Origin of the sequence: Vreelandella aquamarina (assembly GCF_044805175.1) — a bacterium.
In the GTDB taxonomy this organism is placed as follows: domain Bacteria; phylum Pseudomonadota; class Gammaproteobacteria; order Pseudomonadales; family Halomonadaceae; genus Vreelandella; species Vreelandella aquamarina_B.
The window spans coordinates 183,900-198,288 of sequence record NZ_CP085232.1; the positions used below are offsets into that span (position 1 = coordinate 183,900).

Annotated in this window: 8 protein-coding genes; all 8 read left to right on the top strand. The window is 56.7% G+C overall.

The window, feature by feature from the left end; all coding sequences use genetic code 11:
• Positions 1–117: 117 nt before the first annotated feature.
• The 8 genes from rpoB to rplC all read left to right on the top strand — a co-directional run bounded on the left by rpoB (position 118) and on the right by rplC (position 14,378).
• A complete protein-coding gene (gene rpoB, locus LG300_RS00865; RefSeq protein WP_404376556.1) occupies positions 118–4,194 on the top strand; it encodes a DNA-directed RNA polymerase subunit beta in 4,077 nt (1,358 codons plus the stop codon).
• A 10-nt stretch (positions 4,195–4,204) separates the two neighbouring features.
• Positions 4,205–8,419, top strand: coding sequence for a DNA-directed RNA polymerase subunit beta' (gene rpoC / locus LG300_RS00870; RefSeq protein WP_404376557.1), 4,215 nt, complete (start codon positions 4,205–4,207; stop codon positions 8,417–8,419).
• A 195-nt stretch (positions 8,420–8,614) separates the two neighbouring features.
• On the top strand, positions 8,615–8,989 hold the full coding sequence (gene rpsL, locus LG300_RS00875) for a 30S ribosomal protein S12 (protein ID WP_009098973.1): 375 nt from the start codon (positions 8,615–8,617) through the stop codon (positions 8,987–8,989).
• 140 nt (positions 8,990–9,129) lie between these two features.
• Positions 9,130–9,600, top strand: a complete 471-nt coding sequence (gene rpsG / locus LG300_RS00880; RefSeq protein WP_016915771.1) for a 30S ribosomal protein S7 — start codon at positions 9,130–9,132, stop codon at positions 9,598–9,600.
• 167 nt (positions 9,601–9,767) lie between these two features.
• Positions 9,768–11,891: an elongation factor G gene (gene fusA, locus LG300_RS00885; protein ID WP_404376558.1), complete on the top strand. Its 2,124-nt coding sequence runs from the start codon at positions 9,768–9,770 to the stop codon at positions 11,889–11,891.
• Positions 11,892–11,920: 29 nt separating this feature from the next.
• Entirely contained in the window at positions 11,921–13,114 is a 1,194-nt protein-coding gene (tuf, locus tag LG300_RS00890) for an elongation factor Tu (RefSeq protein WP_404376559.1), read from the top strand.
• Between the two features lie 161 nt (positions 13,115–13,275).
• The gene (rpsJ, locus tag LG300_RS00895) at positions 13,276–13,587 is read left to right on the top strand and encodes a 30S ribosomal protein S10 (protein ID WP_009098983.1); all 312 of its coding nucleotides are present in this window, start codon (positions 13,276–13,278) and stop codon (positions 13,585–13,587) included.
• A 152-nt stretch (positions 13,588–13,739) separates the two neighbouring features.
• Entirely contained in the window at positions 13,740–14,378 is a 639-nt protein-coding gene (rplC, locus tag LG300_RS00900; RefSeq protein ID WP_404376560.1) for a 50S ribosomal protein L3, read from the top strand.
• Positions 14,379–14,389 lie beyond the last annotated feature (11 nt).

Genomic DNA, 14,389 nt, shown 5'->3' on the forward strand with positions numbered 1-14,389 from the left:
TATCAAGATTTTTGACGGCGAGCTACCGATTTAGGAGCTTGCTGTCTGCGTCTGAAACGCCCGCGGGGCAGATGACCACGCATCGGTCACCCATGGTGAACAAGCTGGGGAATACAGATGGCTTACTCATATACTGAGAAAAAACGCATCCGCAAGGATTTCGGCAAACTGCCCCAAGTGATGGATGTGCCTTACTTGCTGGCCATCCAGCTTGATTCCTACTACGACTTTCTCCAGCAGGATCGTTCGCCCGACGAGCGCCACGAGGTTGGCCTGCACGCGGCGTTCAAGTCCGTGTTCCCGATCGAGAGCTTCTCCGGCAATGCGGCCCTGGAGTACGTTAGCTACCGCTTTGGTACGCCAGCGTTCGATGTCAAAGAGTGTCAGCTGCGTGGCGTGACCTATTCCGCACCGCTGCGCGTCAAGGTTCGCTTGATCATCTATGATCGCGACTCCTCGAACAAGGCAATCAAGGATATCAAAGAGCAAGAAGTCTACATGGGGGAAATCCCCCTGATGACCGAGAACGGTACCTTTGTGATCAACGGTACTGAGCGGGTTATTGTTTCCCAGCTCCACCGCTCGCCCGGTGTGTTCTTTGATCACGACAAAGGTAAGAGCCACTCCTCTGGTAAGCTGCTCTACTCTGCTCGCGTGATTCCTTACCGCGGCTCCTGGCTAGACTTCGAGTTCGACCCAAAAGACAACGTCTTTGTGCGTATCGACCGCCGCCGCAAACTGCCGGCCTCGGTATTGATGCGTGCGCTGGGCATGAGCACCGAAGAAATTTTGGCTGAGTTCTTTGAAACCAGCAAGTTCCACATTGAGAAGACCGGCTTCTCTGTGGAGCTGGTGCCGTCACGCTTGCGCGGTGAAACCGCCACCTTCGACATCAAAGATGGCGAAGGCAACGTGATTGTGGAAGAAGGCCGCCGGATTACCCAGAAGCACATTCGCCAGCTGGAAAAAGCGGGCCTTGAGCGTCTGGAAGTGCCAATGGAGTACCTGTTCGGCAAAACGTTGGCCAAAGATCAGATCGATACTAGAACTGGCGAGCTGATCTGCCCGTGTAACACCGAAATCACCCCGGAAGTGCTTGAGCGCATGGCCCAGGGTGGTATCACGCATATTGAAACCCTCTACACCAACGACCTCGACTGTGGTTCGTTCATTTCCGATACCCTGAAGCTGGATACCACCAGCTCTCAGCTGGAAGCGTTGGTCGAGATTTACCGCATGATGCGCCCCGGCGAGCCGCCCACCAAAGAGGCTGCCGAGACGCTGTTCCATAACCTGTTCTTCACCGAAGACCGCTACGACCTGTCGGGCGTTGGTCGGATGAAGTTCAACCGTCGCCTGCGTCGTGAATCCGACACTGGCTCCGGCGTACTGGACCGCAAGGACATCCTCGATGTCCTGCGCGAGCTGATCAATATCCGTAACGGCTTCGGCGACGTAGACGATATCGACCACCTGGGTAACCGCCGTATTCGCTGCGTAGGCGAAATGGCCGAAAACCAGTTCCGCGTTGGCCTGGTGCGCGTTGAGCGCGCGGTGAAAGAGCGTCTTTCCATGGCGGAAAGCGAAGGCCTGATGCCGCAAGACCTGATCAACGCTAAGCCCGTGGCGGCGGCGGTGAAAGAGTTCTTTGGTTCCAGCCAGCTTTCCCAGTTCATGGACCAGAACAACCCGCTTTCCGAGGTGACCCACAAGCGCCGCGTCTCTGCACTTGGCCCGGGTGGTCTAACCCGCGAGCGTGCAGGCTTCGAAGTGCGCGACGTACACGCCACGCACTACGGCCGCCTGTGTCCGATCGAAACGCCGGAAGGTCCGAACATCGGCTTGATCAACTCGCTGGCAACCTATAGCCACACTAACAGCTACGGCTTCCTGGAGACACCTTACCGTAAGGTCGTCAACAGCCAGGTCACCGACGATGTGGTGCACCTCTCCGCGATTGAAGAGGGCGACTACGTTATCGCCCAGGCCTCTGCGGCGGTGGACGAGTCTGGCAAGCTGACCGACGACCTAGTGCAGGTGCGTCACCGTGGCGAGACGACCTTCATGCGTCCTGAGCAGGTAACGCTGATGGACGTGTCACCGCGTCAGGTCGTCTCGGTTGCTGCCGCGCTGATTCCGTTCCTTGAGCACGATGACGCCAACCGCGCCTTGATGGGTGCGAACATGCAGCGTCAGGCCGTTCCGACCCTGCGTGCTGACAAGCCGCTGGTGGGTACTGGCATGGAACGCTTCGTTGCCCGCGACTCCGGCGTGTGTGCCGTGGCGCGTCGTGGCGGCGTGATCGACTCCGTCGACGCTCGTCGTGTCGTGGTTCGGGTCAACGAAGATGAGATCATTGGCGGTGAGGCCGGCGTTGATATCTACAACCTGACCAAGTACACCCGTTCTAACCAGAACACCTGTATGAACCAGCGCCCCATCGTGCGCCCTGGTGACAACGTTGCCCGTGGCGATATCCTCGCCGACGGCCCGTCCGTGGATATGGGTGACCTGGCCCTTGGCCAGAACATGCGCATCGCGTTCATGCCTTGGAACGGCTACAACTTCGAGGACTCCATCCTGCTATCCGAGCGGGTTGTTCAAGAAGACCGTTTCACCACGATCCACATCCAGGAACTGACTTGTGTGTCCCGTGACACCAAGTTAGGGCCGGAAGAGATCACGTCTGATATTCCCAACGTCGGTGAATCCGCGCTGGGTAAATTGGACGAGGCGGGCGTTGTTTACATCGGCGCCGAAGTCGGCCCCGGCGACATTCTGGTCGGTAAGGTAACGCCTAAAGGCGAAACCCAGCTGACGCCGGAAGAGAAGCTGCTGCGTGCCATCTTCGGTGAGAAGGCGTCTGACGTTAAAGACACCTCCCTGCGTGCCCCGACCGGTATGAAGGGCACGGTCATCGACGTCCAGGTATTCACCCGTGACGGCGTTGAAAAAGACTCCCGCGCACTCTCCATTGAGCAGATGCAGCTGGACGAAGTGCGTAAGGATCTCCAGGAGACTTACCGTATTGCCGAAGATGCCACCTTTGAGCGTCTGAAGCGTACCCTGGCCGGTCAGGCAGTTAACGGTGGCCCGCAGCTGAAGAAAGGCGACGTGCTGGACGAAGCGTACCTGGATGAGTTGCCCCGTCAGCAGTGGTTCAAACTGCGTATGCAGGATGAGGCCTACAACGAACTGCTGGCCCAGGCCGACGAGCAGCTGGAAAACCGCCGTAAAGAGATGGACGAGCGCTTTGAAGACAAGAAGCGCAAGCTGACCCAGGGCGACGACCTCGCGCCGGGCGTGCTGAAAATCGTCAAGGTCTACATGGCCGTTAAGCGCCGCATTCAGCCCGGTGACAAGATGGCCGGTCGTCACGGTAACAAAGGTGTTATCTCCGCGATCATGCCCATCGAAGACATGCCGTTCGACGAGAAGGGCGAGCCGGTGGACGTGGTGCTCAACCCGCTGGGCGTGCCGTCGCGTATGAACGTCGGTCAGATCTTGGAAACCCACCTGGGGATGGCGGCTCGCGGCCTTGGGGTCAAGATCGATGCCATGCTGCGCGATGCGCGTGGCCAGCAGGTCGCTGAAATCCGCGACTTCCTGGGGCAGATCTATAACACGCCGGGCACCCGCGTTGAGGATATCGACTCCCTGACCGATGACGAAGTCATCGCACTGGCGAAGAACCTCAAAGGTGGTGTGCCGATGGCCACGCCGGTGTTTGACGGTGCCAAAGAGCACGAGATCAAGCACCTGCTGAAGCTGGCGGACATTCCCGAGTCTGGCCAAATGACGCTGTACGATGGTCGTACCGGCGATGCGTTTGACCGTCCGGTAACCGTTGGCTACATGTACATGCTGAAGCTTAACCACCTGGTAGACGACAAGATGCACGCGCGTTCTACCGGTTCTTACTCGCTTGTTACACAGCAGCCGCTGGGTGGTAAGGCGCAGTTCGGTGGTCAGCGCTTTGGTGAGATGGAAGTGTGGGCGCTGGAAGCCTACGGCGCCGCGTACACGCTACAAGAGATGCTCACCGTCAAGTCGGACGACGTCGAAGGCCGCACCAAGATGTACAAAAACATCGTGGATGGCGACCACACCATGCAGGCAGGCATGCCGGAATCCTTCAACGTACTCGTGAAGGAAATCCGCTCGCTGGGCATCGATATCGAGTTAGAGAGCTAGGAGCCGTCCAATGAAAGATTTGGTGAAAGTACTCAAATCGCAATCTCAGTCCGAAGAGTTTGACGCGATCAAGATTACCCTGGCGTCGCCGGACATGATTCGCTCCTGGTCCTTCGGCGAGGTGAAGAAGCCTGAGACCATCAACTACCGTACCTTTAAACCGGAACGGGATGGTCTGTTCTGCGCCAAGATTTTCGGCCCAGTCAAAGACTACGAGTGCTTGTGCGGCAAATATAAGCGCATGAAGCACCGCGGTATCATCTGTGAGAAGTGTGGCGTTGAAGTCACCAAGGCTGCCGTGCGCCGTGAGCGCATGGGCCACATTGAGCTGGCATCGCCGGTGGCTCACATTTGGTTCCTGAAATCACTGCCATCGCGTATCGGCATGTTCCTCGATATGACCCTGCGTGATATCGAGCGCGTGCTCTACTTCGAAAGCTTTGTGGTGATTGACCCAGGCATGACCACGCTGGAGCGCGGTCAGCTGCTCAACGATGAGCAGTACTTCGAAGCGCTGGAAGAGTTCGGTGACGACTTCGACGCCCGTATGGGTGCCGAAGCGGTTCAGGAACTGCTGAAAGATATCGATCTGGAAGAAGAGATTAACCTCCTGCGCGAAGAGATTCCGCAGACTAACTCTGAAACTAAGATCAAGAAGCTCTCCAAGCGCTTGAAGCTGCTAGAAGCCTTCTACCACTCCGGCAACGCGCCGGCGTGGATGGTGATGGAAGTGCTGCCCGTGCTGCCGCCGGACCTGCGTCCGCTGGTACCGCTGGATGGCGGCCGCTTCGCGACCTCCGATCTTAACGACCTTTACCGTCGTGTGATCAACCGTAACAACCGCCTGAAGCGTCTGCTGGATCTCAATGCGCCGGATATCATCGTGCGCAACGAGAAGCGGATGCTGCAGGAAGCGGTCGATGCGCTGCTGGATAACGGCCGTCGTGGCCGTGCCATTACCGGTTCCAACAAGCGCCCGCTGAAATCGCTTGCCGATATGATCAAAGGTAAGCAGGGTCGTTTCCGTCAGAACTTGTTGGGTAAGCGCGTAGACTACTCAGGCCGTTCGGTCATCACCGTCGGTCCGACCCTGCGTCTGCACCAGTGTGGTCTGCCGAAGAAAATGGCGCTCGAGCTGTTCAAGCCGTTCATCTACTCCAAGCTGCAGTCGCTGGGCCATGCGTCCACGATCAAAGCCGCGAAGAAGATGGTCGAGCGCGAACTGCCGGAAGTGTGGGACATCCTGGCCGATGTTATCCGCGAACACCCGGTACTGCTTAACCGTGCACCGACGCTGCACCGTTTGGGTATCCAGGCGTTCGAACCGCTGCTGATCGAAGGTAAGGCCATCCAGCTACACCCGCTGGTGTGTGCGGCCTACAACGCCGACTTCGACGGTGACCAGATGGCGGTCCACGTACCGCTGACCCTGGAAGCTCAGCTCGAAGCCCGTGCGCTGATGATGGCGACCAACAACGTGCTGTCGCCCGCCAACGGCGAGCCGATCATCGTACCGTCGCAAGACGTTGTTCTGGGTCTGTACTACATGACCCGCGAAAAGATCAACGCCAAAGGCGAAGGCATGGTGTTCTCCGACCTCAATGAGGTGGAGCGTGCATTTGGCACTCAGTCCGTCTCGCTGCACGCCCGCGTCAAAGTGCGTCTGGACGAAGTGGATATTGACGAAGAGACCGGCGAGCGCTCTGAGCACCGCCGTTTGTACGACACCACCGTTGGCCGTGCGCTGCTGTTCCGCATCCTGCCGGAAGGTGTGCCGTTTGCGCTGATTGATCAGCCGATGAAGAAGAAGGCGATCTCTGGCCTGATTAATGAGGTATATCGTCGCTCGGGCCTGAAGCCCACGGTTATCTTCGCTGACCAGCTGATGTACACCGGCTTCCGGCTGGCGACCTGGTCCGGTGCCTCTATCGGTGTTAACGACTTCGTTATCCCCGACGCCAAAACCGAGATCGTTGATGCTGCGGAAGCGGAAGTTAAAGAGATCGAAGATCAGTTCTCTTCTGGCTTGGTAACCGCCGGCGAGAAGTACAACAAGGTGATCGATATCTGGTCCAAGGCCAACGATAAAGTGGCCAAGGCGATGATGGTCGGCATCTCGAAAGAGACGGTTGTTGATCGTGACGGCAATGAAGTTGAGCAGGACTCCTTCAACAGCGTCTTTATCATGGCCGACTCCGGTGCCCGTGGTAGCGCCGCCCAGATTCGCCAGCTGGCGGGTATGCGTGGCCTGATGGCTAAGCCGGATGGCTCGATCATTGAAACGCCGATCGTGGCGAACTTCCGTGAAGGCCTGAACGTACTGCAGTACTTCATCTCGACCCACGGTGCGCGTAAAGGTCTGGCGGATACGGCACTGAAAACGGCCAACTCCGGTTACCTGACCCGTCGTCTGGTCGACGTGGCACAGGACTTGGTGATTACCGAGACCGACTGTGGCACCGAAAATGGCCTGACGCTGCACCCGATCATCGAAGGTGGCGACATCATCGTACCGCTGTCTCAGCGCGTACTGGGTCGTGTGGTGGCGCAGGACGTGGTCGATCCGAGCACGGAAGAAGTGTTGATCCCGCGCAACACGCTGCTGGACGAGAAGTGGTGTGCCTCGTTAGACACTATGGGTGTGGACGAGATCGTGGTGCGCTCCACCATTACCTGTGACACCGCGCACGGCGTCTGTTCGTCCTGTTACGGGCGTGACCTTGCCCGTGGCCATCAGGTCAACATCGGTGAGTCCGTCGGTGTCATCGCCGCACAGTCGATCGGTGAGCCGGGTACCCAGCTAACCATGCGTACCTTCCACATCGGTGGTGCGGCATCGCGTTCCTCTGCGGTCGATAGTGTTCAGGTGAAGCACGGCGGTAAAGTGCGCCTGCACAACATCAAGCACGTTGAGCGCGCCGACGGTAAGCTGGTGGTGGTATCGCGTTCCAGCGCCTTGGCGGTCGCTGACGATCACGGTCGTGAGCGTGAGTACTACAAGCTGCCCTACGGTGCTGAACTCTCCGTACGCGACGGCGACGTAGTCGATGCCGGTGCGGTCGTGGCTAAGTGGGATCCGCACACCCATCCGATCATTGCGGAAGTAGAAGGTAAAGCGCAGTTCATCGACCTCGACGAAGGTGTCACCATGCACCGCAGCGTCGATGAGATGACCGGTCTCTCCTCTATTGAGGTGATCGAGTCGGCGGCACGTCCGATGGCGGGCCGCGACAAGCGCCCGATGGTGATGTTGAAAGACGCCGCTGGTGAGTACGTCTCTGTATCCGGTTCCAACACGCCGGTTCAGTACCTGCTGCCGGGTAACTCGATCATCTCCGTGGACGATGGCGCGACCATCGGCGTGGGTGAAGTGGTTGCACGTATTCCGGTAGAGGCGTCCGGTAACAAGGACATCACCGGTGGTCTGCCGCGGGTTGCCGACCTGTTTGAAGCCCGTAAGCCGAAAGAGTCTGCCATTCTGGCGGAAATCAGCGGTGTGGTGAGCTTCGGTAAAGAGACCAAAGGCAAGCGTCGTCTGACGATTACCCCGGAATCTGGCGATCCGTTCGAAGCGCTGATTCCGAAATGGCGCCAAATCGCCGTGTTTGAAGGTGAAACGGTCGAGAAGGGCGAAGTGATTTCCGATGGCCCGAGCAACCCGCACGATATCCTGCGTCTGCTGGGTGTCGCGGAGCTGGCCAAATACATTACCGCCGAAGTGCAGGATGTTTACCGTCTGCAGGGGGTAGGCATCAACGATAAGCACATCGAAGTGATCGTGCGTCAGATGCTGCGTAAGGTAGAGATCACCGACTCCGGCGACTCTGACTTCATCACTGGCGACCAAGCCGAGCTGGTACGCGTTCTCGAGCAGAACGCACGGCTTGAGAAAGAAGGTAAGTTCCCGGCCAAGTACCAACGCTTGCTGCTGGGTATCACTAAGGCCAGCTTGGCCACTGAATCGTTCATTTCCGCCGCGTCGTTCCAGGAAACGACCCGCGTACTGACCGAAGCAGCGGTGACCGGCAAGCGCGACTACCTGCGTGGCCTGAAAGAGAACGTGGTGGTTGGGCGTCTGATTCCGGCAGGTACCGGTCTAACCCACCACGCAGAGCGTCGTCGCAAGCGCGAAGACGTAGAGCGCCTGTTCAACCCCTCGGCCACCGAGGTAGAGCAGGAGCTTGGCGCTCAGTTGACTGCCCTTGATTCAGACGACGATCTGTAATCACCGGTAGGCAACGAGCAACAACGAGTTGTTGGCCTTATGGCACGGTCTTGCTGGCGAATCCGTCAGCAAGACTTGACGCCACCTAGGGTCAGCCTTTAGAATGCGCAGCCTTTAACAGTGGGGCGGGTGCGCCCGCATCCGCTGGCAGTACTTGTTAAAGGCTAAGGCAACCATTGGAGTCAGCTAAACACCATGGCAACGATTAATCAGCTAGTGCGCAAGCCGCGCAAGCGCCCCGTCACTAAAAGTGACGTGCCTGCGCTTCAGGCATGCCCGCAAAAGCGCGGCGTTTGTACCCGCGTTTACACCACTACCCCTAAGAAGCCGAACTCAGCCCTACGTAAGGTTTGCCGTGTGCGCCTGACGAACGGTTTTGAAGTCTCTTCTTACATTGGTGGTGAAGGTCACAACCTCCAGGAGCACTCTGTTGTTCTGATTCGCGGCGGTCGTGTAAAGGATTTGCCGGGTGTGCGTTATCACACCGTTCGTGGCGCCCTCGACACCTCTGGCGTACAGAACCGTAAGCAGGGTCGTTCTAAGTACGGTACTAAGCGTCCGAAGTCTTAAGACGGCTTATCGCAGCGCGTAGGCGCTGTGGCGTTACCTTTCACACGAATATGACGGTCTGATAAGAGTAAGGTCGGGCAGCGCGATTGGCGACAGTTAGTCCCGAGTTTACCTGAAGGATCCTTAATTGAGGGCTTATCATGCCTAGAAGAAGAGTTGTAGCTAAACGCGAAATCCTGCCGGATCCTAAGTTCGGAAGTGAGCGTCTGGCGAAGTTCATGAACCACCTGATGGTCAGCGGCAAAAAGTCCGTAGCTGAGCGCATCGTCTATGGTGCGTTGGACAAGGTTGCCGAGCGTAGTAAAGAAGAGCCGCTGGAAATCTTCGACAAAGCGCTGGAAACCATCCAGCCGATGGTTGAAGTGAAGTCTCGCCGCGTAGGTGGTGCGACTTATCAGGTGCCGGTTGAAGTTCGTCCGTCACGCCGCCAAGCGCTAGCAATGCGCTGGCTGGTAGACGCTGCGCGTCGTCGCGGTGAAAAAACGATGGTTCAGCGCCTGGCAGGTGAAATGCTGGATGCCGCTGAAGGCAAAGGCTCTGCGGTTAAGAAGCGTGAAGACGTGCACCGCATGGCAGAAGCCAACAAGGCCTTCTCTCACTATCGTTTCTAAGCTCGGCGCTTCTAAGTTTGTGTTTCTTTTTGCTGGTTGCGTCGTGATAAGAAAAATTTTCGTCATGTTGCAACACGCCGCCGCTATCGTTATCGATGGCGGCGGTGGCATAAGCAAAAAGTGCACCGCTGGATTAACGAGCATCGCCAACTAACGGGAGTTTCACCGTGGCACGCAAGACTCCACTGAATCGTTATCGCAATATCGGTATCGTGGCACACGTTGATGCGGGTAAAACCACAACAACTGAGCGCGTACTGTTCTACACCGGCCTTTCTCACAAAGTGGGCGAAGTGCACGACGGTGCAGCGACCATGGACTGGATGGAGCAGGAGCAGGAGCGTGGTATCACTATCACCTCAGCTGCAACTACCTGTTTCTGGCAGGGCATGAGCAAGCAGTTCGACGAGCACCGTATTAACATCATCGACACCCCTGGGCACGTTGACTTCACTATCGAAGTTGAACGCTCCCTGCGTGTTCTTGATGGTGCGGTCGTTGTACTGTGCGGTTCCTCCGGCGTTCAGCCGCAGACCGAAACTGTATGGCGTCAGGCCAACAAATACGAAGTTCCGCGTATGGTATTCGTCAACAAGATGGACCGTACCGGTGCTGACTTCTTCATGGTTGTCAACCAGCTGAAAGAGCGCCTGGGTGCCAACGCAGTGCCGATCCAGATTAACTGGGGCACGGAAGAAGACTTTAAAGGCGTTATCGACCTGATCGAGATGAAAGCCATCTTGTGGGACGAAGAGAGCCTGGGCATGAACTTCGAGCTCGTGGATATCCCGGCGGAACTGCAAGAGACCGCTGAAGAGTACCGCGAGCAGATGGTTGAAGCCGCCGCTGAAGCTTCTGAAGAGCTGATGGACAAGTACCTTGAAGAAGGCGAGCTAACCATCGCTGAAATCAAGGCGGGTCTACGTGCTCGTACGCTGGCCAACGAAATTGTTCTGGTTACCTGTGGTTCTGCGTTTAAGAACAAGGGTGTACAGGCGGTTCTGGACGGCGTCATCGAATACATGCCTTCGCCGACAGAAGTTAAGGCAATCGAAGGTGAGCTGGACGACAAAGACGGTACTGTGGCGACCCGCGAAGCGGACGACAGCGCTCCGTTTGCCGCTCTGGCGTTCAAGATCGCGACCGACCCCTTCGTTGGTACGCTAACCTTTATTCGCGTTTACTCAGGCGTTCTGAAATCTGGTGACGGCGTTTATAACTCCGTTAAGCAGAAGAAAGAGCGTGTTGGTCGTATCGTTCAGATGCATGCCAACTCTCGCGAAGAGATCAAAGAAGTACTGGCAGGCGACATCGCTGCTTGTATCGGTCTGAAGGACGTCACTACAGGTGACACCCTGTGCGATATCGATAACAAAATTGTTCTCGAGCGCATGGAGTTCCCGGATCCGGTAATCTCGGTTGCCGTTGAGCCTAAGTCCAAAGCTGACCAGGAAAAAATGGGCGTTGCACTGGGCAAACTGGCCCAGGAAGATCCCTCCTTCCAGGTTAAGACCGACGAAGAAACCGGCCAGACCATCATCTCTGGTATGGGTGAGCTGCACCTGGACATCATCGTTGACCGTATGCGTCGCGAGTTCAAGGTTGAAGCGAACATCGGTAAGCCGCAGGTTGCCTACCGTGAGACGATTCGCGGCAGCGTAGAGCAGGAAGGCAAGTTTGTACGTCAGTCTGGTGGTCGTGGTCAGTACGGTCACGTATGGCTGCGTATCGAGCCGCTGACTGCAGAAGAGAAGGGTGAAGGCGAAGAAGAGATCTTCTTCAAGTTCAACTCTGAGATCGTAGGTGGTGTGGTTCCGAAGGAATACGTGCCTGCGGTTGAGAAAGGTGCTTTCGAGCAGCTGCAAAACGGTGTCATCGCGGGCTACCCGATGATCGACGTTAAAGTATCGCTGTTTGATGGTTCCTACCATGACGTGGACTCTAACGAGACTGCGTTCAAGATTGCTTCTTCTATGGCAGTGAAAGAAGGTGCCAGGAAGGCCAAGGCCGTGCTGCTGGAGCCGGTGATGAAGGTCGAAGTCGTGACCCCCGAAGAGTTTATGGGTGACGTCATGGGCGACCTGAACCGTCGTCGCGGCCTGGTGCAGGGTATGGATGACTCCACTTCTGGTAAAGTCATTCGTGCAACGGTGCCACTGGGTGAGATGTTCGGTTACGCAACCGATCTGCGCTCACAAACCCAGGGCCGTGCGAGCTACTCTATGGAGTTCGCGAAGTACGAGGAGGCGCCCTCCAGCGTCGTTGAAGCCGTCATCAACCAAAACGGTTAACCGTTAGCTAACGTAAAGAGGTTATAGCAGTGGCTAAGGAAAAATTTGAACGTTCCAAACCGCACGTCAACGTCGGCACCATCGGTCACGTCGACCACGGTAAAACGACTCTGACAGCGGCCCTGACCCGCGTGTCTGCTGAGGTTTTCGGCGGCGACTGGCGTGAGTTTGATACCATCGATAACGCTCCGGAAGAGCGTGAGCGCGGTATCACCATCGCTACATCTCACGTTGAGTACCAGTCTGAGCAGCGTCACTACGCTCACGTTGACTGCCCGGGACACGCTGACTACGTCAAGAACATGATCACCGGTGCTGCCCAGATGGACGGCGCGATCCTGGTATGTTCTGCTGCAGACGGCCCCATGCCGCAGACTCGCGAGCACATCCTGCTGTCTCGTCAGGTTGGTGTTCCGTACATCGTTGTGTTCCTGAACAAAGCGGACATGGTCGATGACGAAGAGCTGCTCGAGCTGGTCGAGATGGAAGTTCGTGAACTTCTGTCTGAGTACGACTTCCCGGGTGACGACACGCCGATCATCACTGGTTCTGCCCTGATGGCGCTGAACGGTGAAGACGAGAACGGCATGGGTACTACTGCGGTAGCTAACCTGATCAAAGCTCTGGATGAGTACATCCCTGAGCCGGAGCGTGCTATCGACCAGCCGTTCCTGATGCCGATCGAAGACGTATTCTCTATCTCTGGCCGTGGTACTGTTGTTACCGGTCGTGTAGAGCGCGGTATCGTTAAAGCCGGTGAAGAAGTGGAAATCGTGGGTATCCGCGACACCACCAAAACTACCGTTACTGGCGTAGAAATGTTCCGTAAGCTGCTCGACGAAGGTCGTGCAGGTGAGAACGTTGGTGCGCTGCTGCGTGGTACTAAGCGTGATGACGTTGAGCGTGGTCAGGTACTGGCTAAGCCGGGCACCATCAACCCGCACACTGTCTTCGAAGCTGAAGTATACGTACTGTCCAAAGAAGAAGGTGGTCGTCACACTCCGTTCTTCAAGGGCTACCGTCCGCAGTTCTACTTCCGTACCACTGACGTAACGGGTACTTGTGAACTGCCGGAAGGTGTTGAAATGGTAATGCCGGGCGACAACGTGAAAATGGTTGTTACCCTGATCGCTCCGATCGCTATGGACGACGGTCTGCGCTTCGCTATTCGCGAAGGTGGTCGTACCGTTGGTGCTGGCGTTGTGGCCAAGATCGTTAAGTAATCTGATTGCTTGATGATTCAAGAGGGGGCTCTTGTGAGCCCCCTTTTCTGCGCACCAATCGCAAATGTTTGACATGAGCTTTTGGCGTGCCTATAATGCGCATCCTTTGAATGCGTGGGTAGACGGCTCGCGCCGTCGACATCCATTGGAGTTTAGGGCAAATGCAGAACCAGAAGATTCGCATTCGGTTGAAAGCGTTCGACCATCGCCTGATCGATCAGTCCACAGCGGAGATCGTTGAAACCGCTAAGCGTACTGGTGCTCAGGTTCGTGGTCCGATTCCGCTGCCGACCAACCGCGAGCGCTACACCATCCTGATTTCACCGCACGTCAACAAAGATGCGCGTGATCAGTATGAGATTCGTACTCACAAGCGTGTGCTCGACATCGTTGAGCCGACCGAGAAAACTGTTGATGCGCTGATGAAGCTCGATCTCGCCGCTGGCGTAGACGTGCAAATCAAGCTCGACTAATACACTAGACACTTCGCGGCCCAGCGCTCACCGTTTTTGAGTATGTGAGCAGCAGCCGCCGCGCCGTGAGGCGCCACACAATGTGCTAGTGGAATGCTCTGGAAAGGGCAGCCATAGCGGGTGATAGCCCCGTACACTATAGGAGACTGAGTATGACTATCGGTTTAGTCGGTAAAAAGGCCGGGATGACCCGTGTCTTTACCGAAGATGGCGCATCCGTGCCCGTGACCGTTATTGAAGTTGATCCTAACCGTGTAACGCGCGTTAAGACTGTTGAGTCTGACGGCTACGCAGCGGTTCAGGTGACTGCAGGTTCTCGTAAAGCCAAGCACCTCACCAAAGCGCAAGCTGGACAGTTTGCCAAGGCGGGTGTTGAGGCTGGTCGTTCACTGATGGAATTCCGTCTTGCAGAAGGCGAAGAAGCTCCTGAAGTGGGTGGCGAACTCACCGTATCCCTCTTCGAAGCTGGTCAAATGATTGACGTGACCGGCACCTCTAAGGGTAAAGGCTTCCAGGGCGCTGTTAAGCGCTGGAACTTCCGTACCCAAGACAACAGCCATGGTAACTCCCTGTCGCATCGCGCGCCGGGTTCTATCGGCATGTGTCAGACACCTGGTCGCGTATTTAAAGGCAAAAAGATGGCCGGTCAAATGGGTAACACCCGTTGCACCGTACAGAGCCTTGAAATCGTCCGTGTCGACGCCGAGCGTAACCTGCTGCTGATCAAGGGCGCTGTACCGGGAGCTACCGGTAGCGACGTTATCGTTCGCCGCGCCGTGAAAGCTGGCTGAAGGGGATAATT

Excerpts from the sequence above, each read along its gene's own strand:
- rpoB (WP_404376556.1), top strand. The coding sequence starts at position 118 with ATGGCTTACTCATATACTGAGAAAAAACGCATCCGCAAGGATTTCGGC.
- rpoC (WP_404376557.1), top strand. The coding sequence starts at position 4,205 with ATGAAAGATTTGGTGAAAGTACTCAAATCGCAATCTCAGTCCGAAGAG.
- rpsL (WP_009098973.1), top strand. The coding sequence starts at position 8,615 with ATGGCAACGATTAATCAGCTAGTGCGCAAGCCGCGCAAGCGCCCCGTC.
- rpsG (WP_016915771.1), top strand. The coding sequence starts at position 9,130 with ATGCCTAGAAGAAGAGTTGTAGCTAAACGCGAAATCCTGCCGGATCCT.
- rpsJ (WP_009098983.1), top strand. The coding sequence starts at position 13,276 with ATGCAGAACCAGAAGATTCGCATTCGGTTGAAAGCGTTCGACCATCGC.
- rplC (WP_404376560.1), top strand. The coding sequence starts at position 13,740 with ATGACTATCGGTTTAGTCGGTAAAAAGGCCGGGATGACCCGTGTCTTT.